This is a genomic window from Mesorhizobium sp. STM 4661, assembly GCF_000359125.1.
Lineage (GTDB): Bacteria > Pseudomonadota > Alphaproteobacteria > Rhizobiales > Rhizobiaceae > Mesorhizobium.
In genome coordinates this window covers 1-19,637 of record NZ_CAAF010000004.1, presented here as the reverse complement: position 1 = coordinate 19,637, position 19,637 = coordinate 1, and the positions used below count along the sequence as shown (strand labels likewise).

Here is a 19,637-nt window from a genome sequence, read left to right as displayed (position 1 = left end):
AGGGCTGAGCGTCCGACCATGTCTCTCGGCGATGACAACCCACTCGTTAGGCATGTTACATCCGCCAATCAGCAGGACTCTTCAATTCGAAAATACCTTGGACCTGGTGGAGCGAAGGATCGGCCTTGCGCCGGCGCATCGATTTGTGGATCGCACGCAGATACTCGCGAACTGGAACGCCAGGCTCCCTGGTCGCATTGCCAGGGTGACGCCGGTAGTAGAGTGCGACAGTGTCGGACAGCATATATCGGGGACCGCGTTCAAAGACGCGCAGCAGGTAGTCGGTGTCCTCAGCCTGACTGAACGCCTCATCGAAGCCGCCGGTTCGATCGACAAGCGTCCTGCTGAATATCCCGGCACCCAGCGAAACTCCTCGAACGACCATCGAGCGGCAGTCGGCGGCCGGTTCCAGCGTCTCGTCGTCTATACCGTCGACCAGCGTCATCAGCGAATAGGTCAGGTCCAGATCGGGATCTGCCTCGAAACAGGCAAGATCGGCCTTGAAGCGTCCGGCCGGCGAGATGTCGTCGGAATCGAGAAACGACACGAAACGCGTCTCCGGCAGCAGCTGCCTCAGTCCGGTGTTGCGCGCCTTGGCGACGCCCATATTGGCTTGCTGGAACAGGCGGATGCACGACGTCTGGCCCATCATCGCGCGCACGGCGTCGGCCGTGCCGTCGGTCGAGCCGTCATCGACGACGACGATGTCGAGGTCGGCGGCGTCGCGTTGCCTGAGCAGGGAGCGCAGCGCGGAAACGATGTAGCGCTCGCGGTTGTAGGCGGGCATGATCACGCTCACCTTCATGGCGTGCCCCGCGCGAGAAACGCCGAAATCGTTCCGGCGATCTCCTCCGGTCGCGTCCCCAGCGACAGGCGGTAGCATGGCAGCAGGCGCGTGAGGTCGCTGAAGAAGCGAAAGCCGCTTTCCCGCTCGCCCGGCATCTGAGCGATTCCGGACGGCGCCAATGCAATCATGGCGTCCTTGCGCGACACGGGCATGATCGAGCTTGCTTCACCTCCGCCGATATGTGGCACCAGCAGCGCGACGATGTCCAGACTTGCGGGCACGGGCCGCGCCGCGATGTCATCGATGCGGAACTGATGCTTGCCTTGCCAGTTCAGCGGACCATAAGACGTCAATCTGTGCTTCAGCCCGAGCCGCTGGAAACCTTTGGGATCCTGCTTCAGCGTGGCAAACAGCGGATGGGCTCTCACGCCATCGGCCGCATCGATCAGCACATAGTCGTCGCCGACGCTGTCCAGCCCGTTGAGCAGGCCGGCGACGACCGTTCCCGATTTGCCGGCGCCGCCCGAGCCGGCCAGCAGAACGCCTTTGCCATCGATACCCAGCGTGCCGGCATGGGCCAGCCGCATGCCGCGCGCCGCATATTCCCAATGCAGGAAGGCGCGCAGCGGCGCGCTAGGCTCCCATGGCGGAAAAGCCTCAGGCGACGCCATCAACTGCACGCCGACGCGGCGTTCCGGATCGTAGAACTGCCAGAAATCCAGGTCGTGGTAGTGGTTGCCGCGCAGTCCGGCCTCGGCCAGACTGGTGGCGAAGGCATGATGCGTGAAATAGGCCTGGCCCCAGCTCGCCGGGACGGGAATGCCCTCAATGTTGGGGTTGGCAACGAAAATGCGGCAGTCGCCTGTTGCCGTTCGATCATCCGGCGCCCGGACAAAAGCCTGATCGATTGCCGCCGCCAGCGGGCCAGGGCTCAGATGCGCCGTCAGCTCCAGTCGCGGCAAGTCGACCTTCGTGGTGACGGCATAGTCCGCGGCAGCGCTTTCCGCCGCAGCCAGCACATAGCGGGCATAGTCCGACAGGGATTGGAGGGTGACGCGCGGCATGGCTGACATGTTCCAGTATCGCCCGATATGGCGAAGGGGCGACCGGGCCGCTCCTTGTGTTTCAGGACGCCTGTTTGACCGCCGGCCAGCCGAGAGGTTCCTCGACCTCATGGATCGGGTCGACCACGATGAGATCGGCAAGGTCGTCATGGATATCGACCTTGAGGGGCTCTCTGGTGCCGGCGAGTTCCGCAAGAAAAGCACCCGAAATGGGTTGCGCTGAGGCATCGGCCGCAGGCGTGAGCAGGCCGAATTCGAGCAGTTGTGAAATGAAGCCGTCGAGCTCGGCCAATCTTATCGTCGCCCCGCCCGCCGTCTGTCCGACCAATGCATGGGCGGCAACACCGGATGACAGCGCTTCCCAGATCCTGCTGCCCGAATCGGAGAAGCCGAAATATTTCCCTGTCGAAAGGTCGAGGACGACGGCTTCGCCGTCGAAGGACTCAAAAACAATGTCCTTGCTCGCCACCGCATAGACCAATTGTTGCATCGTTCCTTCCCCGCCTCAGACGCACGGAAAGCGAATCGCCGGTCGTCGCGGTCCGCCCCGCCGCTGGCAAAGCATCTAGCCAGTTGGCCCTTCCTTGGCAAGATAGAGCGCCGGCCAAGGATCGGCCCGGCACAAGTTGCGCGGGACAGGTGGTCGAAAGACCCTTCAAGCTTCGATCTCGATTGCCGTCAGCGGCTTCGAACAGCAGGCCAGGATGAAGCCGTCGTCGATCTCGTGGTCGAGGATGCCACCATTGTGGCTCATCTCGACGCTGCCCGAGATCTTCATCACCTTGCAGGTGCCGCACAGGCCGAATTCGCAGGCCGCGGGGATTCTGACGCCCGAGGCGCGCGCCGTCTGCAGCACGGTCTGGCCGGCAAGGCATTCGGCATCGACATCCGAAAGCGAGAATCGGATCGGCGTTGCGGCCGCGGCGGGCATCTCGGTCCCGCCTCCCGCCGGCGAGGCAAAGGGAGCCGGTATTTCCTCCACGGCGGGTGCGGCAAAGCTCTCCTGGTGGTAGCTGTCCATGTCGAAGCCGGCAGCCTCCAGCATCTGCCGCACAGCGCGCATGAACGGATCGGGGCCGCAGCAGAAGATTTCGCGCTCGCGGAAATCGGGCGCCAGCAGCGGCAGCCTGATCGCGTCGATCCGGCCCATATGGCCGAACCAGCCCTCGCGGCTGGAACGTTCCTCGATCATGAAGCCGAGCGTGAGGCCCGGCATGCGGCTGCCCAGCAGTTCGAGTTCCTTGCGGAAGATGATCTCCTCGGGCCGCCGCGCGCAGTTGACGAAGCCGACATCGGTCCATGGCGCGCAGTCGTTCAGCCAGCGCAGCATCGACATCATCGGCGTCACGCCGGAGCCTGCCGAAATGAGCAGATATTTGGCCGCCGGGTGGCTGTGCAGCGAAAAGTCGCCAGTCGGCCCATAGGCCTTCACATGAACGCCGGGCTTCAGATTGTCGAACATCCAGCGCGTGCCGATGCTGCCGGCCTGCGCTTTTACCGTCACCGCGATCGAGAACGGCCGCGACGGCGACGACGACAGCGTATAGGTGCGCATCAGTGGACCATCGGCGGTCGGCAATTCCAGCGTCACGAACTGCCCAGGCTTGTAGCGGAACCAGGTCTGGTTGTCGGAGCGGAAGGTGAAGGTCTTCACGTCAGGCGCCTCGTCGCTGACGCCGATCACTTCCAGCACCTGCAGCCGGTCGTTCCACGGCGCCATCTCGTCGAGATGGCGGTAGAGACCAAGGTCGGTCATCGCATTCATCCCCCGGTCCTTTTTGTTTTGTGCATTTCGTGATCCCAAAACCGCTGCCCACTTTTGGGCGACATGCACTAGGCGACGCTGCGCAGCGCCGGCCGGTCGCCTTCGGCAAGGCGTGGCCCGATGAAGGCGGCGTACCATTCGACGAACTGGATGACACCGCCTTCATGCAGTTCCGAATAGGGGCCTGGCTCATAGGCCGGCGACAGGATGCCGAAGGCGTTCTCCTCGACGATGCGGCGGTCCTGGTCGTTGGTCTCGGTCCAGACATGGGTGAGCTCGGCGAGATCGTAGTCGACGCCTTCGACCGCATCCTTGTGGACCAGCCATTTGGTCGTGACAGCCGTTTCCGTGGCGCTGATCGGCAGCACGCGGAAAGTGACGGCGTGATCGCCGAGGATATGATTCCAGGTCGTCGGATAGTGGTAGAGCAGCAGCGAGCCGATGCGGTCCGCGGCAACGCTGTCGGAAAGGTTCTTCTTCACGGCGCGCTTGCCCGTCATCGTGTAGCTGACGGCGTCGCGCAGCAGCGGCGCGCGGGTGGCGCGATATTGCCCGGCCGGATCGATGCGGAATTTGCTTGGCAGGCCCGCCGCCTCGCATTTCGCCCAGTGCGCCAGCATCTCCGGATCGCTGTCGGCGCCTTGCACGCCGGTCACCGTTGGTGCTTCCGGGAAGGTCTTGCACAGTTCCGGATGGTTGCCGGCGCAATGATAGCACTCGCGGTTGTTTTCCCAGACGAGCTTCCAGTTGCCCTTCTCGACGATGGTCGATTCAAAGGCGACCTTTGCCTCGCGCAGCCGGTGCGGCAACAGATAGGGTTCGATCATAGCGCGCATCGGGGCGAAGTCCGCCGGTTCCTTGGCCAGGCAGATGAAGATGTAGCCGCCGACGCTTTCGCAGGCGACCGGTTTCAGGCCGAACTGGCTCTTGTCGAAACCGTCCGCCATCTGGCGGGCGAACAGCAGCCTTCCGTCCAGCTCATAGGTCCACTGGTGATAGGGGCAGACGAGCTTGGCCGCGGTGCCCTTGTCAGCGTTGCAGACGCGGCTGCCGCGATGCCGGCAGGAATTGTGGAAGGCGTTGATCTTGCCTTGCTGGTCGCGCACCAGCACGATCGGATAGTCGCCGATCTGGGCGGTGAGGTAGCTGCCCGGTTTCGGCAATTCGCAATCATGGCCGATGAACAGCCAGTCGCGATACCAGATCAGCTCCATGTCGAGCCTGAAGAAATCAGGATCGATGTAGAAAGGCTGCTCCAGCGAAAATCCTTCCCTGCGGCTGTGCAAGAGCCTCAGCATGTCGTTGCGCGTATCCATGTCCTGTCCTCTTGGCTAAGGACTGAACTGGTGGTGATGGAGGAAGGATCGCCTGCAGGCCGGCGAAGGGCCGGCATGCTCTATCCACCTCTTGACCGCCCACCGCGATCAGTCGAGTTCAACCACCTCGGGCTGGTTTCCGGGCTCTGGAGTTGTCCTTGCGGACTCATCGCGACACCTTCCCAGGCATTTGGCCCAGTGGTCTCCCGTTGCGACTTGAACTCCACCACCGTTGCGGGGGCAGCGCCGGACTTTGACCGGCTTCCCAATTCTCCGCCTCGTCGTCACGAGACAGCACCTGAGATGCCATGATCTAATCACGACGGCCGGCCGACTGTCGGCATGAAAGCGACATCGTATCCATGCGGCGCGACACAGCCGGCGAAACCTGCAAGCTGGTAACTGCAGGGCTGAAACCCCATTTTGCCGGCTGCCATTGTCGGCTGCCGTCACCATCGAATCCGAGCCACGGGGCAATAAAGGTTAACAGTCTCCAAAGGTGACTATTAGCTGGCTCTAAAATCGAACCGAACGGTTCGTTTCTGTTGACGGTGCGTGCAGGACGGTGTGAACACTGGCGCTCCGACACACTTGGTGATGCGCAAGCCAATTTAAGATAACCAATTGATAATACTGATAAAAAATTCGGTAGTAGGAGGCCGTGGCACAATTACAAGGTGTAGAGTCATGGTCCAAGCGGAACAACTTCGTGATTGGAAACTGCCGGATGGCTTTCCCACATCGGGGCTGTCCGAACGACGCGAATTCCTCCCAGGACACGCCGCCGGACGGACAGACAACTAAGATATCTGGAGTACCAAAAAATGAAAAAGATCGCTCTTACCGCCGCCGCCTTTCTGGCCATCACCGGCAGCGCCTTCGCTGGTAGCGACAACTATGGTTCCAATGGTGCGAACCAGCCTGCCGCCGCAGTTGACAGTTCGTACACGGCCTCCACTCAGAAGTCGGAACCGGCTGCCGAAAAGCCTGTCACGCACGGCAGCGACCGCAACCTGTTCGGCAATAACTAAGCCGATCGTGGCTCATGGTCTCGAACCTTGGGTTCGGCAAGATCATGGTCGATCAGACAGGGAGCGGCGGGTTGCCCGCCGCCCTGCCGGGATACGAAATCCCGGCATATGAAATCCAGGAGTACCAAAAATGAAGAAGATTGTTCTTACTGCCGCCGCGCTTTTGATTGCGGCCGGCAGCGCCTATGCCGCCAACGACCATGTTGGCGGGACCGACATCAACAAGCAGGCGACCGTCAACGTCGACAACACCCAGACGTCTTCGGTGCGCAACACCGGTTCGCCGGTCTACAAGCTGCTCAATTCGTCGGGCGACGTACAGAAGTCCGCCCCTCAGGGCAGCGACCGCAACCTCTTCGGCCGATAACAGCCGACCGGAATACACAAGAGCGGCGGGCACAGCCCGCCGCTCTTGTTTTTTTGCACTGCCGCCAGCAGTTCGATCCGAACGCGCCGCCGTCAGGCCGCCTTTGCTTCCGCCTTGTGGAGTGCGAAGGAATGTCCGTCGGCGTCGAAGATGTGGAGGTCGCCGGCATCCGCGCTCAGCCGCAACTTCGTCCCGCGCTTGACCTCGACATTGCCAGGCAGCTTGGTCACCAAAGGCAGGTCGGCACGGCCGATGTCGACATAGATCAGCTGCACCTCGCCGAGCTGCTCGACATAGTCCACCGTTCCCTCGAACAGGTAATCCGCGCCGGTGGCGATCACCAGATCCTCCGGCCGCACACCGAAGCTCACCGATGCGCCCTTCGCTGACGCCGGTGTGGCGATCGGCACCGTCGCCTTGCGTCCGCCGACATGGCTGACGATGGTTGGATTGCCCGATTTGTCGATGGTGGCCGGCAGGATGTTCATGGCCGGCGAGCCAATGAACTGCGCGACAAACAGATTGCCGGGTTTCTTGTAGAGGTCCATCGGCGTGCCGACCTGCTCGATATGGCCCTCCTTGAGCACCACGATACGGTCGGCCAGCGTCATCGCCTCGACCTGGTCGTGAGTGACGTAGATCATCGTTGTGGCAGGCATCGATTCCTTGAGCTTGGCGATCTCGATGCGGGTCGCGACGCGCAGTGCTGCGTCAAGGTTCGACAGCGGTTCGTCGAACAGGAAGACTTTTGGATTGCGCACGATGGCGCGGCCGATAGCGACGCGCTGGCGCTGGCCGCCCGACATCGCCTTGGGTAGGCGGTCGAGATATTTGGTCAGCTGCAGGATCTCCGCTGCCTGACGCACCCGCTTGTCGATCTCGGCCTTGCTCTCCTTGCCGATCTTCATCGAGAACGCCATGTTGTCGTAGACGGTCATGTGCGGGTAGAGCGCATAGGACTGGAACACCATGGCGATGCCGCGCTTCGACGGCGGCACGTCGTTGACCACCTCGCCGGCGATCTTGAGTTCGCCCGACGTGATCTCCTCCAGTCCGGCGATGGAGCGCAGCAAGGTAGACTTGCCGCAACCCGAAGGGCCGACGAAGACGATGAATTCACCCGACCTTATGTCGAGATCGATGCCGTGGAGAATGTGCAGGTTGCCATATGACTTTTTCACTTGTCTTAGCGTGACATCGGCCATGATTTCCCTCCAGTGAATTCCTCTCGCAATTCAGTCGATGCGCCCGAACCAGGCGCCGTAGCCGCCGAGGCGGATGGAGCCGGCTTCAGTCTGTCCTGAAAACCCGTGCCCCGGCAAGGGCTGCAGCGAGCGGCCGCCGAGATCGATTTCGGCCGGTCGGCTGCCGAGATTGAAGGCGCAGACGATCTGCTCGTTGCCCTCGCGCCGTGTGAAGGCGACGGTGTCGCCCTCGCTTTCGATGAAGTCGATATCGCCCTTGGCCAACGCCGGATGCAGGCGGCGGAAGGAGAGAAAGCGCCGATAGTGTTCGAGCAGCGACTTGTCGTCGCCCTGCTGCACATTGACCGCCTGCGCAAGGTGCTTGTCCGGCACCGGCAGCCATGGCCTTGCCGTCGAGAAGCCGCCATTTTGAGCGCCGCCGTCCCAGACCATCGGCGTGCGGCAGCCGTCGCGGCCCTTGAACTCCGGCCAGAAGCGGATGCCGTAGGGATCCTGCAGGTCCTCGAATTTCAGCTCGGCTTCGCCAAGACCAAGCTCCTCGCCCTGATAGATGCAGACCGAGCCGCGCAAGGACATCAGCAGCGCCGAGATCACCTTGAGATAGGCGGTCTGGTCGGCCTCGTCCGCGGCCCAGCGCGAGGCAGGGCGCATCACGTCATGGTTGGAGAAGGCCCAGCACGACCAGCCGTCGCTGGCGACCTTGCCGAAGGCTTCCAGCACCGAGCGCACCTTGGCCGCGCTGATCTTTTCGGGCGCCAGGAAATCGAACGAGTAGCACATGTGCACACGCTTGCCGCCGGCGGTGTAGGCCGCCACCACGTCCAGCCCGCGCTGCGAATCGCCGACCTCGCCGACCGCGGCCGTCGCCGGATATTCGTCGAGCAGCGCGCGGAAGCGTTCGAGGAAGCCGAGGTTTTCCGGGCGACTCTTGTCGTAGAGATGGTCCTGGTAATTGTAGGGGTTCACGGCGGGCGCCGTCTGGTCGTTGCGCTCCTCCGGCGGCAGCGGCGGATTGTTCTCCAGGCCTTGGCTGTGGAAGTAGAAATTGATGGTGTCGAGGCGGAAGCCGTCGACGCCGCGCTCCAGCCAGAAGCGGGTGACGTCGAGCAGCGCGTCCTGGACCGCGCGGCTGTGGAAGTTGAGGTCGGGCTGTTCGGCCAGGAAATTGTGCAGATAATATTGCTGCCGGCTGGTGTCCCACTGCCACGCCGAACCGCCGAAGATCGACAGCCAGTTGTTGGGCGGCGTGCCGTCCGGCCTGGCGTCGGCCCAGACATACCAGTCCGCCTTGGGGTTGGTGCGGCTCGCGCGGCTTTCCCTGAACCAGGGATGGCTGTCGGCGGTATGCGACAGCACCTCGTCGATCATCATCTTGAGGCCCAGCCTGTGCGCTTCCGCGGTCAGCGCATCGAAGTCGGCCAGCGTGCCGAACATCGGATCGACGTCGCAATAGTCAGACACGTCGTAGCCGAAATCCTTCATCGGCGACTTGAAGAATGGCGAGATCCAGATGGCGTCGATGCCAAGCGACGCGATGTAGGGGAGCCTGCCGATGATGCCCTTGAGATCGCCGATGCCGTCGCCGTTGGAGTCCTGGTAGCTGCGCGGATAGATCTGGTAGATCACCGCGCCGCGCCACCAGTCACGGTCGACGGCGAGGTCGGGCTTCGCGGTCGCTTTCAGAGCCGATTGCATGGTCTCAACCTCCTTTCACCGAGCCGGCGAGCAGCCCGCGGACGAAATAGCGCTGCAGCGAGAAGAACACGATCAGCGGCACGATGATGGTCACGAAGGCCGATGTCGTCAGGATCTCCCAGTCGCCGCCGCGCGAGCCGAGCAACGCATTGAGCTTGGCGGTTAGCACGATCTGGTCCCCCTCGGTACCCAGGAAAACCATCGCCACCAGCAGATCGTTCCATACCCAGAGGAATTGGAATATGGCGAACGAGGCCAGCACCGGGAACGACAGCGGCAACACGATCTTGACGAAGATCTCGAAATCGCTGGCGCCGTCGATGCGCGCCGATTCCATGATCTCGCGCGGCAGGCCGGCAATGTAGCTGCGCAAGAGATAGATGGCGAAGGGCAGGCCGAAACCGGTATGCGCCAGCCAGATGCCGAGATAGGTTTTGGACGGCACGCCGAAGAAAGAGCCGACGCCGTTGTAGAGCTTCAGCAGCGGGATCAGCGACATCTGCAGCGGCACCACCAGGAGGCCGATGATGACCGCGATCAGCAGCGCCCGGCCGGGAAAGCGCATCCAGGCCAGCGCGTAGGCGGCGAATGCCGCGATCAGGATCGGGATGACGGTCGCCGGAATGGTGACGGTCAGCGAGTTCATGAAGGAGCGGCCGATGCCTTCCGAAAACAGCACCGTCCTGTAGTTGTCGGTGGTGAATTTCGGCGGCGCCGACGAGGCATAGTAGACGCGCTGGCCGCGCACGCCCTCGAAGGCCTTTGGCGAGGTCATGACGAAACCGCCAGCGGCGTTGAGCTGAAGCGTGACGCCGTCGCCAAGGTCGGCCGTCGTGCCGGCGGGATATTGCGTCGGCGCGGCCGACTTGACGCCGAAGGCGCTGATGTTGCGGGCGGCGCCGTCGCCGAAGATGTTGCCCTCGAGCACGAACTTGCCGTCTTTCTCGACTTGCGCCGAGGCGGGCGGCAGCCGGCCCGCTTCCGTCTGGCTGGAACTGGCGAACGAGTTCCACCAGCCCGAGGCGATGATCTGATCCTTGTCGCGCAGTGACGAGACGAGAATGCCGAGCGTCGGCACGGTCCAGATGGCGACGAAAATCAGCACGGCGATATGGACGCCGAAGCGGCCGACAAAGGACTTTCCGGTCGTGACAGCCATCTCAATGTCCTCCCGTCTCTTTGTTCGCCTGGCGGATGTTCCAGACCATGATCGGAATGACCGCGATCATGATGATGATGGCGATGGTGGCGCCGCGGCCGAAATCGCCGCCGCCGCGGAACATCCAGTCGAACATCAGATTGGCCAGAACCTGGCTGTTCCACTGGCCGTTGGTCATGGTCAGCACGATGTCGAAGACCTTCAGCACCAGGATGGTGATCGTCGTCCAAACCACGGCGATCGTCCCCCATATCTGCGGCACCATGATTTTCCAGAAGATCTGGAACGGATTGGCGCCGTCGATGACGGCCGCTTCCAGCGTCTCTTCGGGAATGCCTCGCAAGGCCGAGGACAGGATGACCATGGCAAAGCCGGTCTGGATCCAGATCAGGATGATCATCAGGAAGAAATTGTTCCAGAACGACAGCGATATCCAGACCTGCGGCTGGCCGCCGAAATACTGGATGATGGCGTTGAGCAGGCCGATCTGCGTCTGGCCCTCGCCGCGATATTCGTAGATGAATTTCCAGATGACGCTGGCGCCGACGAAGGAGATGGCCAGCGGCAGGAAGATCAGGCTCTTGGCGATGGTGCCCCACCAGATCTTGTCGGTGAGCACGGCGATGATCAGCCCGAGGAAGGTGCAGGCGGCCGGCACGACCGCCAGCCAGATGATGTTGTTGAGGATGGAGTTGCGGAACTCGCGGTCGCCAAACGCCCATTGGTAGTTGGCGAGGCCGACGAAATTGGCGCCGCCGCGATCGAGGAACGACAGCCTCAGCGTTTCGACCACCGGGTAGATCAGGTAGATGGTGAGGATGATCATGGCCGGGCCGACGAACAGCCAGGGGCGGATCATTCCTTGCCGGCGCAGGTTGTCGATAGCTGCTGCGCCCTTGACGCCGCGCGACGGGAAAATAATGTCCACCAGCTTGTTGGCGCCCCAGAAATAGGCGACGCAGCCGCCGACGCCGACGATGATGACGAATATGGCCGAGAAAATCTGAGCTGCCATGGGTCCCTCCCCCTGCGCTTGATCCGCCAATCGGTAATGGCTTTGTCGACGGGATCGTGCGCCGATTTAAGTTGTTTGCGCGACCGGATGCAAAGCAGGGTTCCACTCTTGCTGGTCGCGCCTCATGCCGGAATGTCTATGTGCTCATGACATCAGGTGCGGCGCTGGCCGCCAGTCGGATCCGGGCCCTTGCGGCCCGGATCCATTCAGGATCGGTAATCCGAATGTTCAGCTGGATAAGCCAGCCGCTTACTTGATTGCGTCCCAGCTCTTCTGGATGTCGCTGGCGACATCCTGGGCGGGCTTGCCGCCGACCAGATCGATCATGCCGGTCCAGAAGGCGCCGGCGCCGATCTTGCCCGGCATCAGGTCGGACCCATCGAAGCGGAAGGTCGAGGCGTTGGCGAGGATCTCGCCCTGCTTCCTCAGCGCGTCGCTGGCATAGGCATCCTTGTTGACCGACTTGAACGGCGTCACGAAGCCGCCCTCGGCCATCCAGATCTCGTGCGCGAGCGGCATCTTCAGGAATTCGATGAACGCGCGCGCCGCCTTGCTATCCTTGGTGATCATGGCCAGCGTGCCGGCGCCGAGCACCGGCGTGCCGAGTTCTGGCTTGGAGGCGTAAGGCGGGAAGTAGAAGAAGTCCGCATCCTCGCCGACTTTGGTCCCTTCCGGGAAGAAGGTCGGGATGAACGACGCCTGGTGATGCAAATAGCATTTCGGCGGCACCGAGAAGAGGCCCTTCGGGCTGTCGCGGAAGTCGGTCGCGGCGACCGCCTTGGCACCACCGTCGACCATCTTGTCGTCGGTCGCGATCTTGCCGAAAATGTCGATGGCGTTGACCACCGCGGGATCGTTGAACGGGATTTCGTTCTTCACCCATTTGTCGTAGGTCTCGGGCGACTGGGTGCGCAGCATGATGTCTTCCACCCAGTCGGTCGCCGGCCAGCCTGTGGCGCCGCCCGAACCGAGCCCGATGCACCACGGCGTGCCGCCGTCGGCGATGATCTTCTTTTCGAGCTCGGCCAGCTCTTCCTGCGTCTTCGGCACCGTGTAGCCGGCTTCCTCGAAATTGTCCGGCGAGTACCAGACCAGCGACTTCACGTCGGCCTTGTAGGGGAAGGCGAAGAAGCCCGGCTTGCCGTCCTTGTCCTTGAAGGTTCCGAGATCGACCCAGGACTGGCCGGCGCCGTAATTGTCCTTCACCCAATTGGCGGTGTCGTCGCCAAGCGGCGTCAGCAGGCCCTTCGAGGCCAGGTCCTGGATCAGGCCCGGCTGCGGCAGCACGGCGATGTTGGGCGGGCTGCCGGCCTGCGTGTCGATGACGATCTGCTGTTCGTAATTCTCCGAGGAGGAATATTTGAGCTCGACGCCGGTCGCTTCCGAGAAATAGTCGAGAACGCCGCGCACCAGGCCCTCGTCCTCGCCGCGCCAAGGCCCGAAGATCGACAGCGTCTCGCCCTTGAGGTCGACCTTCTTGAGCTCTTCGTAATTCGCCCAGTTGAAGCGGGGGTCTTCGCCCGGCTTGAATTTCAATTCGGCTTGCGCCGGTGCGCCCAGGGCGAGCGTGGCAAACGCGGCGCCCAGCAGAAGCATTTTCTTCATCGGTATTTCCTCCCAGTGGTGACAAACACCGGACGGAACCTCCATTCCGCCCGCCGGCGCTGCGGGACTGTGACTCAGTCGGAAGGGAACCGCAACCTTCCGCAAAGTCTCTCAAAGCGCTTTGGCCTTTCTGATCTCGCCACCGAATCGACCGGAAGTCAAGAGGGTCGGCAGGCTAATCGATTTGATTTCTGCGATGAAGAGCACAAAATGTGCGCTGCAACATGCTTTTTTGGCGGCGCAGCAGAAATTTTTGCTGCAAACAGGTTCCAACACTGCTTATGGTTGTCGGACGCTGGTTCCGCCGCTTTTATTGCGGGCGGAATTCAAAATTGAAAGCGCTTTGAGGCTTGGAGGCCTCCCGTGAACCTCAAGCAGCTCTCCCATATGCTGTCGCTCTCGCAGACCACGGTGAGCCGCGCGCTGAACGGCTACCCCGAGGTCAACGAGGAGACGCGTCGGCGGGTGATGGACGCCGCCAAGCGCCATGGCTACCGCCCCAACCCGAGCGCGCGCCGGCTGGCGACCGGCAAGACCGGGATGATCGGCTATGTCCTGCCGACCGGAACCAGCGTTGACATCGACCCGCATTTCGTCGAGTTCCTGTCCGGTCTCGGCGACTACGCCCGCTCGCACGAACTAGACCTGGTGCTGTCTCCCGCCGACGCCGACGACCAGGAGACCACCTATCGGCGCATCGTCGCCAACCGGCAGGTTGACGCCGTCTATATCTCCTCGCCGCGGCCGGCCGACCGGCGGGTGGCGCTGGTCAATACGCTCGGCATCCCCTTCATCGTCCATGGCCGCAGCGAAGGCTTCGATTTCGACTATCCCTTCACCGACATCGACAATGAGGGCGCCTTCCATGAGGCTGCCCGGCTGCTCGTCCAGCTCGGCCACCGGCGGCTGGCGCTGATCAATGGCGACGACCGCGAGACCTTCGCCATCCACCGCGAGCGCGGCGTGCGCCGGGCGCTCGCCGCCAGTGGCCTGACGCTCGGCGAGCGCCATGTCTGCTCCGTGGTCATGACCGAGGAGAACGGCTACCGCGCCACCAGGCGCCTGCTTGAGCAGGGCGACGCGCCGACGGCGATCGCCTGCTCCAGCCTGATCATGGCGCTCGGCGTCGTGCGCGCGGTGCGCGATCTCGGCCTGACCATTCCGGGCGACCTGTCGCTGATCGCCCATGACGACGTCTTTCCCTGGCTGAAGCCGGAGAATTTTTCCGTGCCGCTGTCGACGACGCGCTCGTCGATCCGCCTGGCCGGCGCGCGCGTCGCCGAGCGCCTGGCGGCGCGGATATCCGGATTGGAGGAAGGGGCTCGAGGCGAGGTCTGGCCGGTCGATCTGGTGGTGCGGGGGTCAGTGGCCGGCGCGCCGGCCTAGAGCAATTCCAGGAAAAGTGTGAAACGGTTTTCCCGGGAAAAGCGCGTAGCGCTTTCCCTTGGGAATTGCGCAACAACAAAGAGACAGAGCGGTTCGGCGTTTCCGTGAAACGATGAACCGCTCTAGTAAGGTGCCTTGGATCGTTGCCGACGGATGAGCCATCGAAAATTCGGCGATTGGATCATGTCACAGTAATGTCCACCGGGCCGTCGCTCAGGGATTTTGGATCTTGATTGAGATGATCCGTGGTTTATCCGCGTAGCAGCCGTCGACCAAAAAGGCGACTTGCTTCCTATTGAGGAAGGCGCTCAATGCGATGGTGTGGAACCAGCTGTGCCCCGCATCATCGGGGTTCGTCATGTATCCATAGTCGATGGTCGGGCATGCACTTGGGTTTACCATCGTTGTCGACGAGTGCCTCAGGGATGCTGCGTCCGCGACCCAGCCTGCCTCTATTGAAGTGATCTGACCCCACTCTGTCCACTGGGGGGCAGCATTTACTGTCTTTGCGTCGGCCAAGACGACCGTTCCAACGAGCATGAATCCGTAAATAAATTTTTTAACAAACATGTTCATCTCCATATTGTCGTTGCTTCACGAAAGCTTTGGAAGGTCTTCCAGCCTCACGAGACTGGATCACACGAAACGGAATTCGTCTAATCCAACATCAAGAGTAGACTAGTTGTTTCCATGGACGAGCACGCAGCCGACGTTTCACAAGCCACGCCTGGCGACTCTTTGATGGCACTGATGATTTCGCTTAAGAATGGCTCGGTCGACACGTAATTGCAGAAGTTGATGCCGGTGGACCAAAGCCAGCCTTGCGGTGGGGCGGGCGGGCCGCAAGTAGACTGCACGCCGGCAATACCGACTCCAAAGCCGTTGACCGTGACCACGGTAGGTCCGCCGCTGTCTCCGCCATGGCCCACCTGAGTGGCAGGGTTCATGGCAAGAGCGTAGCCGGAATCCGTTATCCCGGACGGGGTGAACTGCGCGCTGCGGTATATGCCGAGACCCTGCGCAGGCACAGCTCCAGGAGCGCCAAACGCGCCGGTGGCGAATGTGGAAAAGCCGCGGCCGTACTGTGTGACCGTGTCAGTCGTTCTCAAACGCCCACTCAAGACGACAGACCCACCGCCTCGATCAAGCGCGATAGCGTAGATTCGCTGGCTGTCCACGGGGCCAAGATCGGCACGCCCCAGGTAGACAAGGACGATGTCACGGATGTCCGTCGTGTTCACGTTCGCCGCGAACGCATTGAGGTTCGCCGCGAAATCGACGATGCGCGATGCGCGGCCGACCATCCGGCCAGGCGCCCACGGATCCGCGCGGACACTCACCTGCTCTGGCGGGACAAGGGGATTGGAAATGGGATTATTTACAGTCCTCGCACTCCCTGGGGCTGGCGCCTGCGTGACACAGTGGCGCGCGGTCAGGACCCAATAGCGATTGAGAAGTGTGCCCGAACAGCCATTGATGGTGACAAGGCCGAGTCCGCGCTGTGTGTTCGCGTCGACTTCCGTTCCAGCACTGATGGGCTGAACGACACGGCAGATACGGCCCTCTGGAGTGTCTTCACATTCCTGTGCTAGCGCGGTTGAGGCGCCGAGCGACAAAAATACCAGAAAGGCAATGCAAGCAATTTTTGCTTCCATCAGGTTTCGGTTTGACATGGGAGCATCCTATCCGCCTCTGACAGACCCCGACGAAATGCGCATCCTCGACAGCCAAGCTGATCGAAAGGTGCGCAACGTCTTCTCGCTGCCGATCAGGCGAAGCTGACAGGACCGGACTTACGGATGGCTTACGGGCGTCACGGCTCAGTGAATGAAAAGACTGGCGGCGCGGATTTCCGGCCTGGAAGAGGGCGCCCGCGGCGAGGTCTGGCCGGTCGACCTGGTGGTCAGGGGATCGGTGGCCGGTGCGCCGGCTTAGGGTCGAAACCACTTCGAGCGATCGAGTTCCGGACACAGGTCTAGAACTTTGACGATATGGCAGTGCCGGCCAACAGCATGGCCAAGATAAGCCAAAGGGAGAGCATCGCCTTCCATTCTCTCTTTCGATTTTCGAAGAAAAAATTCATGTAGCGCCCCTGTCTGTCCATAATTGGAAGGTCTTTCATAACCACATATCCAATTAGGACTATTAATAGCGATGCGGGTATGAATACCCCAAATCCAAGAATGTTGGTGAGAAGACCTTTCGGGCCGAGAAGCTCAGGCATTTCTTGCGCTCCCATCTTCGCGCAGTGCAAAGCAGTCCCTGTTCGGGCCTACAACACGAATATATCACCCATCGGTAGCTCTCCGATTAACAGCCGCCTTCCATCTGCGGCGACGAGTTCGAGCCTATTGCATGTCGCCCAAACGTGCTGGGATAATGCATAAAACAGAAGCTTCAGGCGCAGAGCCTATTCCTTCGCCGCCTCGGCCGCCTTCGTATCCAGCAGGCCATAGCCGAAATCATTGTCGCGGCCCTTGGGGCCAAGATCCCTGGCGGTGTCGGCCAGTGCCTTCTCGACATTGTCGGCGGAACGGTCCGGCGCGGCATGAAAGAGGTTGGCGATCGCACCTGTGACGATCGCCGCTGCGAACGAGGTGCCGGTGACCACATCCGAGCCGGCGCCGCTCGGCGCCACCATCTCGACGCCGGGGGCGGAGATGAAGACATAGGCGCCGCGATTGGCCTGCGCCATCAGCCCATCCTTGGCATCGGTGGCGGTCACCGCGATGACGCCGTCGAAGGCGGCCGGATAGCCATAGGGTGCTTTCGGCCCGTTATTGCCGGCGGCGGCGACCAGCACGATGCCGAGCGCCCTTGCATTGCGGCAGGCGACGCCGAGCAGGTCGTTCTTCGGCCCGACGAAGCTCATATTGATGATGCGCACATCTTGGCTTGCCGCCCAGTCCAGCGCCGACAGGATGACGTCCATGGTCGACTTGCCGTCCTCGAAGGCGCGGGCATGGTAGATCTTGGCGCCCGGCGCCATGCCCTTCAGCGCACCGACGCCGGCGATCAGCCCGTCGATCGAAGTGCCGTGATCGCGCTTTTCGATCGGCACGTTGGGCATGGCGTCGAACTGGTCGGCGATGACGCCGCTTAGTGCCGGATTGGTGTCGTCGATGCCGGTGTCGATGACGGCGACGCGCACATTCTCGCCGCTGGCCTCTTTTGCATCGAGCGCGATGCGCTCGAAGGCATAGTTGACGATGCTGGCTGCCTGCTGCAGCGAATAGACATGGTTGGGCTCGCGCCGCAGGGCACGGCCGTCGGCGGCAAGCTGCGCCAGCACGACGCCGACCGGTCGGCCGTCGGGAATGCCGAAGCGCACCAGCGTGGTACCGAGCAGCCGCGACTGGCGTTCCGAACGCACTTCGAGGCCGAACGAGGCGGCGATCTGCTGGACCGCGCCGGCATCGCCATCGACAGTCGCCAGCACCTCGTCGGGCACGAAATCGCCGACAATGGCGCGCGGCGGCTCGGTCGCAACCAGATCGGTCGGCGAAACGATCGGACCGCCCGGTACGGCCACCTGTACTGTTTGCGCATCGGCGGGTTGGACTGGCGGCGGCAGCGCCCCGCTCGCCGGATCGCGGCGCGGATCGGGGGTCGGCAAGGGAGTGCCTCCCGCCGGATTGGGGAACAGGTCGACGATCAGCGCCGGAAGAAAGACGGCGCCAGTCGCGGTGGTACCTGCACTGGGCTTTTCACCAGTGCCATCCTTGGCGCAGTCGGCGCCGGCCGCGTTTGTCCGGTCGAGACAGTCGGTTTTCGGCTGCGGCTGGTTCGTGCCCTGCGCAAAAACGGGCGTGGCGGCGATCGCCGCCAGCAGAAATCCAACAACTCCGATGACCGCTCTAGCCGCCACTGGCCGGTTTCCTTCCCTCGATCACAGCATCCGCGAAAGGCTGGGCGGCAATAAGGCCGAGCACTTTTCCATAGTCGGCGGCGGTCGTGGCCGGGATGGCGATGCGGAAGACGCCGTCCGCGGTCGGCCCGCCTGATATTTTCAGCTCGTTCTGGCCGAGAAAGGCCGAGATGTCGGACATCTTTGCATCCAGCTTGAACTTGACCAGCGCGAAAGGCATTTTTGCCAGATCGTCTTGCGCGCCGGCGATCTCGAAATCGCCGCCCTTGCCGCCGGGCTGGACAAGCGACTGCACCATGACCAGGGCAAGCAGTGCCGCCGCCGCGGCCCAGGCGACGCCGGCGGGCACAGCCATGAAGCGGCTCCACGCCTGCGCCAGGAAAGACGATGAGGCTGGCTGGCGTGCCGGCCCGGCCTCGGCGTCAAGCGCCTTGGCGAAGCGGCTGAGCGCATCGGCCGGCGGGCGGATCGCCTCATTGGCGGCGGCGGTGCCGGAGAATTCGGCCTCGGTCTCGCCCAATGCAGCAAGTGCTGCCGGATCGGTCGCCAGCCATTCCTCGACGGCTTCGAGGTCCGAGCCTTCCAGCGAGCCGTTCAGGTAGAACGGCAGCAGCGTTTCCATTTCGTCGCGGCGCGACATCTTTTCAGCGGCGCTCATGGCCACCCCCTGTCGTAACCGGCGGCCTTCAAGGCTTCGCCGAGTTTCTTGCGGGCATAGAACATTCTGGTCTTGACGGTGGCGACCGGAATGCCGAGCACCTCGCCGATCTCGGCCACCGACTGGCCGTGGTAATAGGCAAGGTCGATCACCGTGCGGTGTTCTTCCGGCAAGGTATCGACGAAGCGTCGCAAGGCGGCGCCCTTGTCCTGTTTCATGGTGACGACTTCCGGCGTATCGGCGCCGTCGGGCACCTGGGCCGCGTCATCGTCGTCGATCCAGTCCTCCTTCTTCTTGCGCAGGACCGACAGCGCCTTGAAGCGCGCAATGCCGAGCAGCCATGTCGAGACTTCCGAGCGCCCCTCGAAGCCGGGCGCCTGCCGCCAGAGTTCGAGGAAGACCTCGTTTGCGATGTCGTCGGCCATCATTTCCGATCCCGTCTGGCGCGCCACGAAGCGGTAGACCCGCGCGTGGTGGCGCATGAACAGGAGCCGCACGGCGGCACGGTCGCCCTTCGCGACCCGGTCGACAAGCGCGCGATCGGTCTCCGTCGCCGCCGTCATGGCCGCTCGAGCCGCCTGGCTCCTGCCTGCTCTGTCGTTGATCGGCCCCAAAAGGTTCATCCTCCGCCAAGGAATTTTCGAAAGCTAGCCGAAGACAGTGAGCGTTGCCAGAGTGTCACCCTTCTCCCCGTCACTATACGGGTGCCGGCAGGC

The 19,637-nt window shown here is 62.4% G+C and carries 20 protein-coding genes and 1 riboswitch; of the genes, 4 read left to right on the top strand and 16 right to left on the bottom strand.

Annotated features, from left to right (window positions below):
• Positions 1 to 55: 55 nt before the first annotated feature.
• The 5 genes from MESS4_RS01135 to MESS4_RS01115 all read right to left on the bottom strand — a co-directional run bounded on the left by MESS4_RS01135 (position 56) and on the right by MESS4_RS01115 (position 4,932).
• Complete coding sequence (locus tag MESS4_RS01135) at positions 56 to 805, bottom strand: glycosyltransferase family A protein (protein WP_006325477.1); 750 nt, start codon at positions 803 to 805, stop codon at positions 56 to 58.
• Complete coding sequence (locus tag MESS4_RS01130; RefSeq protein ID WP_006325475.1) at positions 802 to 1,851, bottom strand: hypothetical protein; 1,050 nt, start codon at positions 1,849 to 1,851, stop codon at positions 802 to 804. Before MESS4_RS01130 ends, MESS4_RS01135 begins: the two co-directional genes overlap by 4 nt.
• A 61-nt stretch (positions 1,852 to 1,912) precedes the next feature.
• A complete protein-coding gene (locus MESS4_RS01125; RefSeq protein ID WP_006325473.1) occupies positions 1,913 to 2,341 on the bottom strand; it encodes a PqqD family peptide modification chaperone in 429 nt (142 codons plus the stop codon).
• Between the two features lie 165 nt (positions 2,342 to 2,506).
• Entirely contained in the window at positions 2,507 to 3,607 is a 1,101-nt protein-coding gene (locus tag MESS4_RS01120; RefSeq protein ID WP_006325471.1) for a hybrid-cluster NAD(P)-dependent oxidoreductase, read from the bottom strand.
• Between the two features lie 77 nt (positions 3,608 to 3,684).
• Positions 3,685 to 4,932 carry an aromatic ring-hydroxylating dioxygenase subunit alpha gene (locus MESS4_RS01115; protein ID WP_006325470.1) on the bottom strand — a complete coding sequence of 416 codons (1,248 nt, stop codon included), beginning with the start codon at positions 4,930 to 4,932 and terminating at the stop codon, positions 3,685 to 3,687.
• Positions 4,933 to 5,044: 112 nt separating this feature from the next.
• Positions 5,045 to 5,249, bottom strand: a riboswitch (cobalamin riboswitch).
• Between the two features lie 507 nt (positions 5,250 to 5,756).
• Between MESS4_RS01115 and MESS4_RS01110 the strand changes: the two genes are divergently transcribed.
• Positions 5,757 to 5,963: a DUF680 domain-containing protein gene (locus MESS4_RS01110; RefSeq protein WP_006325468.1), complete on the top strand. Its 207-nt coding sequence runs from the start codon at positions 5,757 to 5,759 to the stop codon at positions 5,961 to 5,963.
• A gap of 130 nt (positions 5,964 to 6,093) precedes the next feature.
• Positions 6,094 to 6,330: a DUF680 domain-containing protein gene (locus tag MESS4_RS01105; protein WP_006325460.1), complete on the top strand. Its 237-nt coding sequence runs from the start codon at positions 6,094 to 6,096 to the stop codon at positions 6,328 to 6,330.
• A gap of 92 nt (positions 6,331 to 6,422) precedes the next feature.
• On the opposite strand, the gene ugpC is transcribed toward MESS4_RS01105, so the two are convergent.
• The 5 genes from ugpC to MESS4_RS01080 all read right to left on the bottom strand — a co-directional run bounded on the left by ugpC (position 6,423) and on the right by MESS4_RS01080 (position 13,009).
• The gene (gene ugpC, locus MESS4_RS01100; RefSeq protein WP_006325458.1) at positions 6,423 to 7,535 is read right to left on the bottom strand and encodes a sn-glycerol-3-phosphate ABC transporter ATP-binding protein UgpC; all 1,113 of its coding nucleotides are present in this window, start codon (positions 7,533 to 7,535) and stop codon (positions 6,423 to 6,425) included.
• A gap of 30 nt (positions 7,536 to 7,565) precedes the next feature.
• Complete coding sequence (locus MESS4_RS01095) at positions 7,566 to 9,230, bottom strand: alpha-glucosidase (protein WP_006325457.1); 1,665 nt, start codon at positions 9,228 to 9,230, stop codon at positions 7,566 to 7,568.
• A 4-nt stretch (positions 9,231 to 9,234) separates the two neighbouring features.
• Positions 9,235 to 10,389 carry a carbohydrate ABC transporter permease gene (locus MESS4_RS01090; RefSeq protein ID WP_006325456.1) on the bottom strand — a complete coding sequence of 385 codons (1,155 nt, stop codon included), beginning with the start codon at positions 10,387 to 10,389 and terminating at the stop codon, positions 9,235 to 9,237.
• Between the two features lies 1 nt (position 10,390).
• The gene (locus tag MESS4_RS01085) at positions 10,391 to 11,404 is read right to left on the bottom strand and encodes a sugar ABC transporter permease (RefSeq protein ID WP_006325449.1); all 1,014 of its coding nucleotides are present in this window, start codon (positions 11,402 to 11,404) and stop codon (positions 10,391 to 10,393) included.
• A gap of 249 nt (positions 11,405 to 11,653) precedes the next feature.
• Entirely contained in the window at positions 11,654 to 13,009 is a 1,356-nt protein-coding gene (locus MESS4_RS01080) for an ABC transporter substrate-binding protein (RefSeq protein WP_006325448.1), read from the bottom strand.
• A gap of 69 nt (positions 13,010 to 13,078) precedes the next feature.
• Here MESS4_RS01080 and MESS4_RS33155 point away from each other — a divergent pair, with 69 nt between their 5' ends.
• Complete coding sequence (locus MESS4_RS33155; protein WP_157385493.1) at positions 13,079 to 13,345, top strand: hypothetical protein; 267 nt, start codon at positions 13,079 to 13,081, stop codon at positions 13,343 to 13,345.
• 27 nt (positions 13,346 to 13,372) lie between these two features.
• Positions 13,373 to 14,395, top strand: coding sequence for a substrate-binding domain-containing protein (locus MESS4_RS01075; RefSeq protein WP_006325446.1), 1,023 nt, complete (start codon positions 13,373 to 13,375; stop codon positions 14,393 to 14,395).
• Positions 14,396 to 14,608: 213 nt separating this feature from the next.
• Here the strand turns inward: MESS4_RS01075 and MESS4_RS01070 are convergent, their stop codons facing one another.
• From MESS4_RS01070 to MESS4_RS01045, 6 genes are all read right to left on the bottom strand, one after another.
• The gene (locus tag MESS4_RS01070; protein ID WP_006325445.1) at positions 14,609 to 14,965 is read right to left on the bottom strand and encodes a hypothetical protein; all 357 of its coding nucleotides are present in this window, start codon (positions 14,963 to 14,965) and stop codon (positions 14,609 to 14,611) included.
• Positions 14,966 to 15,051: 86 nt separating this feature from the next.
• The gene (locus MESS4_RS01065; RefSeq protein ID WP_006325444.1) at positions 15,052 to 16,068 is read right to left on the bottom strand and encodes a trypsin-like serine protease; all 1,017 of its coding nucleotides are present in this window, start codon (positions 16,066 to 16,068) and stop codon (positions 15,052 to 15,054) included.
• Positions 16,069 to 16,370: 302 nt separating this feature from the next.
• On the bottom strand, positions 16,371 to 16,619 hold the full coding sequence (locus MESS4_RS01060) for a hypothetical protein (RefSeq protein WP_157385492.1): 249 nt from the start codon (positions 16,617 to 16,619) through the stop codon (positions 16,371 to 16,373).
• A gap of 186 nt (positions 16,620 to 16,805) precedes the next feature.
• Positions 16,806 to 18,263 carry a S8 family serine peptidase gene (locus MESS4_RS01055; protein WP_006325441.1) on the bottom strand — a complete coding sequence of 486 codons (1,458 nt, stop codon included), beginning with the start codon at positions 18,261 to 18,263 and terminating at the stop codon, positions 16,806 to 16,808.
• A complete protein-coding gene (locus MESS4_RS01050; RefSeq protein WP_006325434.1) occupies positions 18,253 to 18,921 on the bottom strand; it encodes a hypothetical protein in 669 nt (222 codons plus the stop codon). Before MESS4_RS01050 ends, MESS4_RS01055 begins: the two co-directional genes overlap by 11 nt.
• A complete protein-coding gene (locus MESS4_RS01045) occupies positions 18,918 to 19,484 on the bottom strand; it encodes a sigma-70 family RNA polymerase sigma factor (protein ID WP_006325432.1) in 567 nt (188 codons plus the stop codon). The genes MESS4_RS01050 and MESS4_RS01045 overlap by 4 nt, the downstream gene beginning before the upstream one ends.
• Positions 19,485 to 19,637: the final 153 nt, after the last annotated feature.

What these genes read in the sequence shown, in the direction of transcription:
- MESS4_RS01135 (WP_006325477.1), bottom strand. Translation starts at nt 805, where the DNA reads ATGAAGGTGAGCGTGATCATGCCCGCCTACAACCGCGAGCGCTACATC.
- MESS4_RS01130 (WP_006325475.1), bottom strand. Translation starts at nt 1,851, where the DNA reads ATGCCGCGCGTCACCCTCCAATCCCTGTCGGACTATGCCCGCTATGTG.
- MESS4_RS01125 (WP_006325473.1), bottom strand. Translation starts at nt 2,341, where the DNA reads ATGCAACAATTGGTCTATGCGGTGGCGAGCAAGGACATTGTTTTTGAG.
- MESS4_RS01120 (WP_006325471.1), bottom strand. Translation starts at nt 3,607, where the DNA reads ATGACCGACCTTGGTCTCTACCGCCATCTCGACGAGATGGCGCCGTGG.
- MESS4_RS01115 (WP_006325470.1), bottom strand. Translation starts at nt 4,932, where the DNA reads ATGGATACGCGCAACGACATGCTGAGGCTCTTGCACAGCCGCAGGGAA.
- MESS4_RS01110 (WP_006325468.1), top strand. Translation starts at nt 5,757, where the DNA reads ATGAAAAAGATCGCTCTTACCGCCGCCGCCTTTCTGGCCATCACCGGC.
- MESS4_RS01105 (WP_006325460.1), top strand. Translation starts at nt 6,094, where the DNA reads ATGAAGAAGATTGTTCTTACTGCCGCCGCGCTTTTGATTGCGGCCGGC.
- ugpC (WP_006325458.1), bottom strand. Translation starts at nt 7,535, where the DNA reads ATGGCCGATGTCACGCTAAGACAAGTGAAAAAGTCATATGGCAACCTG.
- MESS4_RS01095 (WP_006325457.1), bottom strand. Translation starts at nt 9,230, where the DNA reads ATGCAATCGGCTCTGAAAGCGACCGCGAAGCCCGACCTCGCCGTCGAC.
- MESS4_RS01090 (WP_006325456.1), bottom strand. Translation starts at nt 10,389, where the DNA reads ATGGCTGTCACGACCGGAAAGTCCTTTGTCGGCCGCTTCGGCGTCCAT.
- MESS4_RS01085 (WP_006325449.1), bottom strand. Translation starts at nt 11,404, where the DNA reads ATGGCAGCTCAGATTTTCTCGGCCATATTCGTCATCATCGTCGGCGTC.
- MESS4_RS01080 (WP_006325448.1), bottom strand. Translation starts at nt 13,009, where the DNA reads ATGAAGAAAATGCTTCTGCTGGGCGCCGCGTTTGCCACGCTCGCCCTG.
- MESS4_RS01070 (WP_006325445.1), bottom strand. Translation starts at nt 14,965, where the DNA reads ATGTTTGTTAAAAAATTTATTTACGGATTCATGCTCGTTGGAACGGTC.
- MESS4_RS01065 (WP_006325444.1), bottom strand. Translation starts at nt 16,068, where the DNA reads ATGTCAAACCGAAACCTGATGGAAGCAAAAATTGCTTGCATTGCCTTT.
- MESS4_RS01060 (WP_157385492.1), bottom strand. Translation starts at nt 16,619, where the DNA reads ATGCCTGAGCTTCTCGGCCCGAAAGGTCTTCTCACCAACATTCTTGGA.
- MESS4_RS01050 (WP_006325434.1), bottom strand. Translation starts at nt 18,921, where the DNA reads ATGAGCGCCGCTGAAAAGATGTCGCGCCGCGACGAAATGGAAACGCTG.
- MESS4_RS01045 (WP_006325432.1), bottom strand. Translation starts at nt 19,484, where the DNA reads ATGACGGCGGCGACGGAGACCGATCGCGCGCTTGTCGACCGGGTCGCG.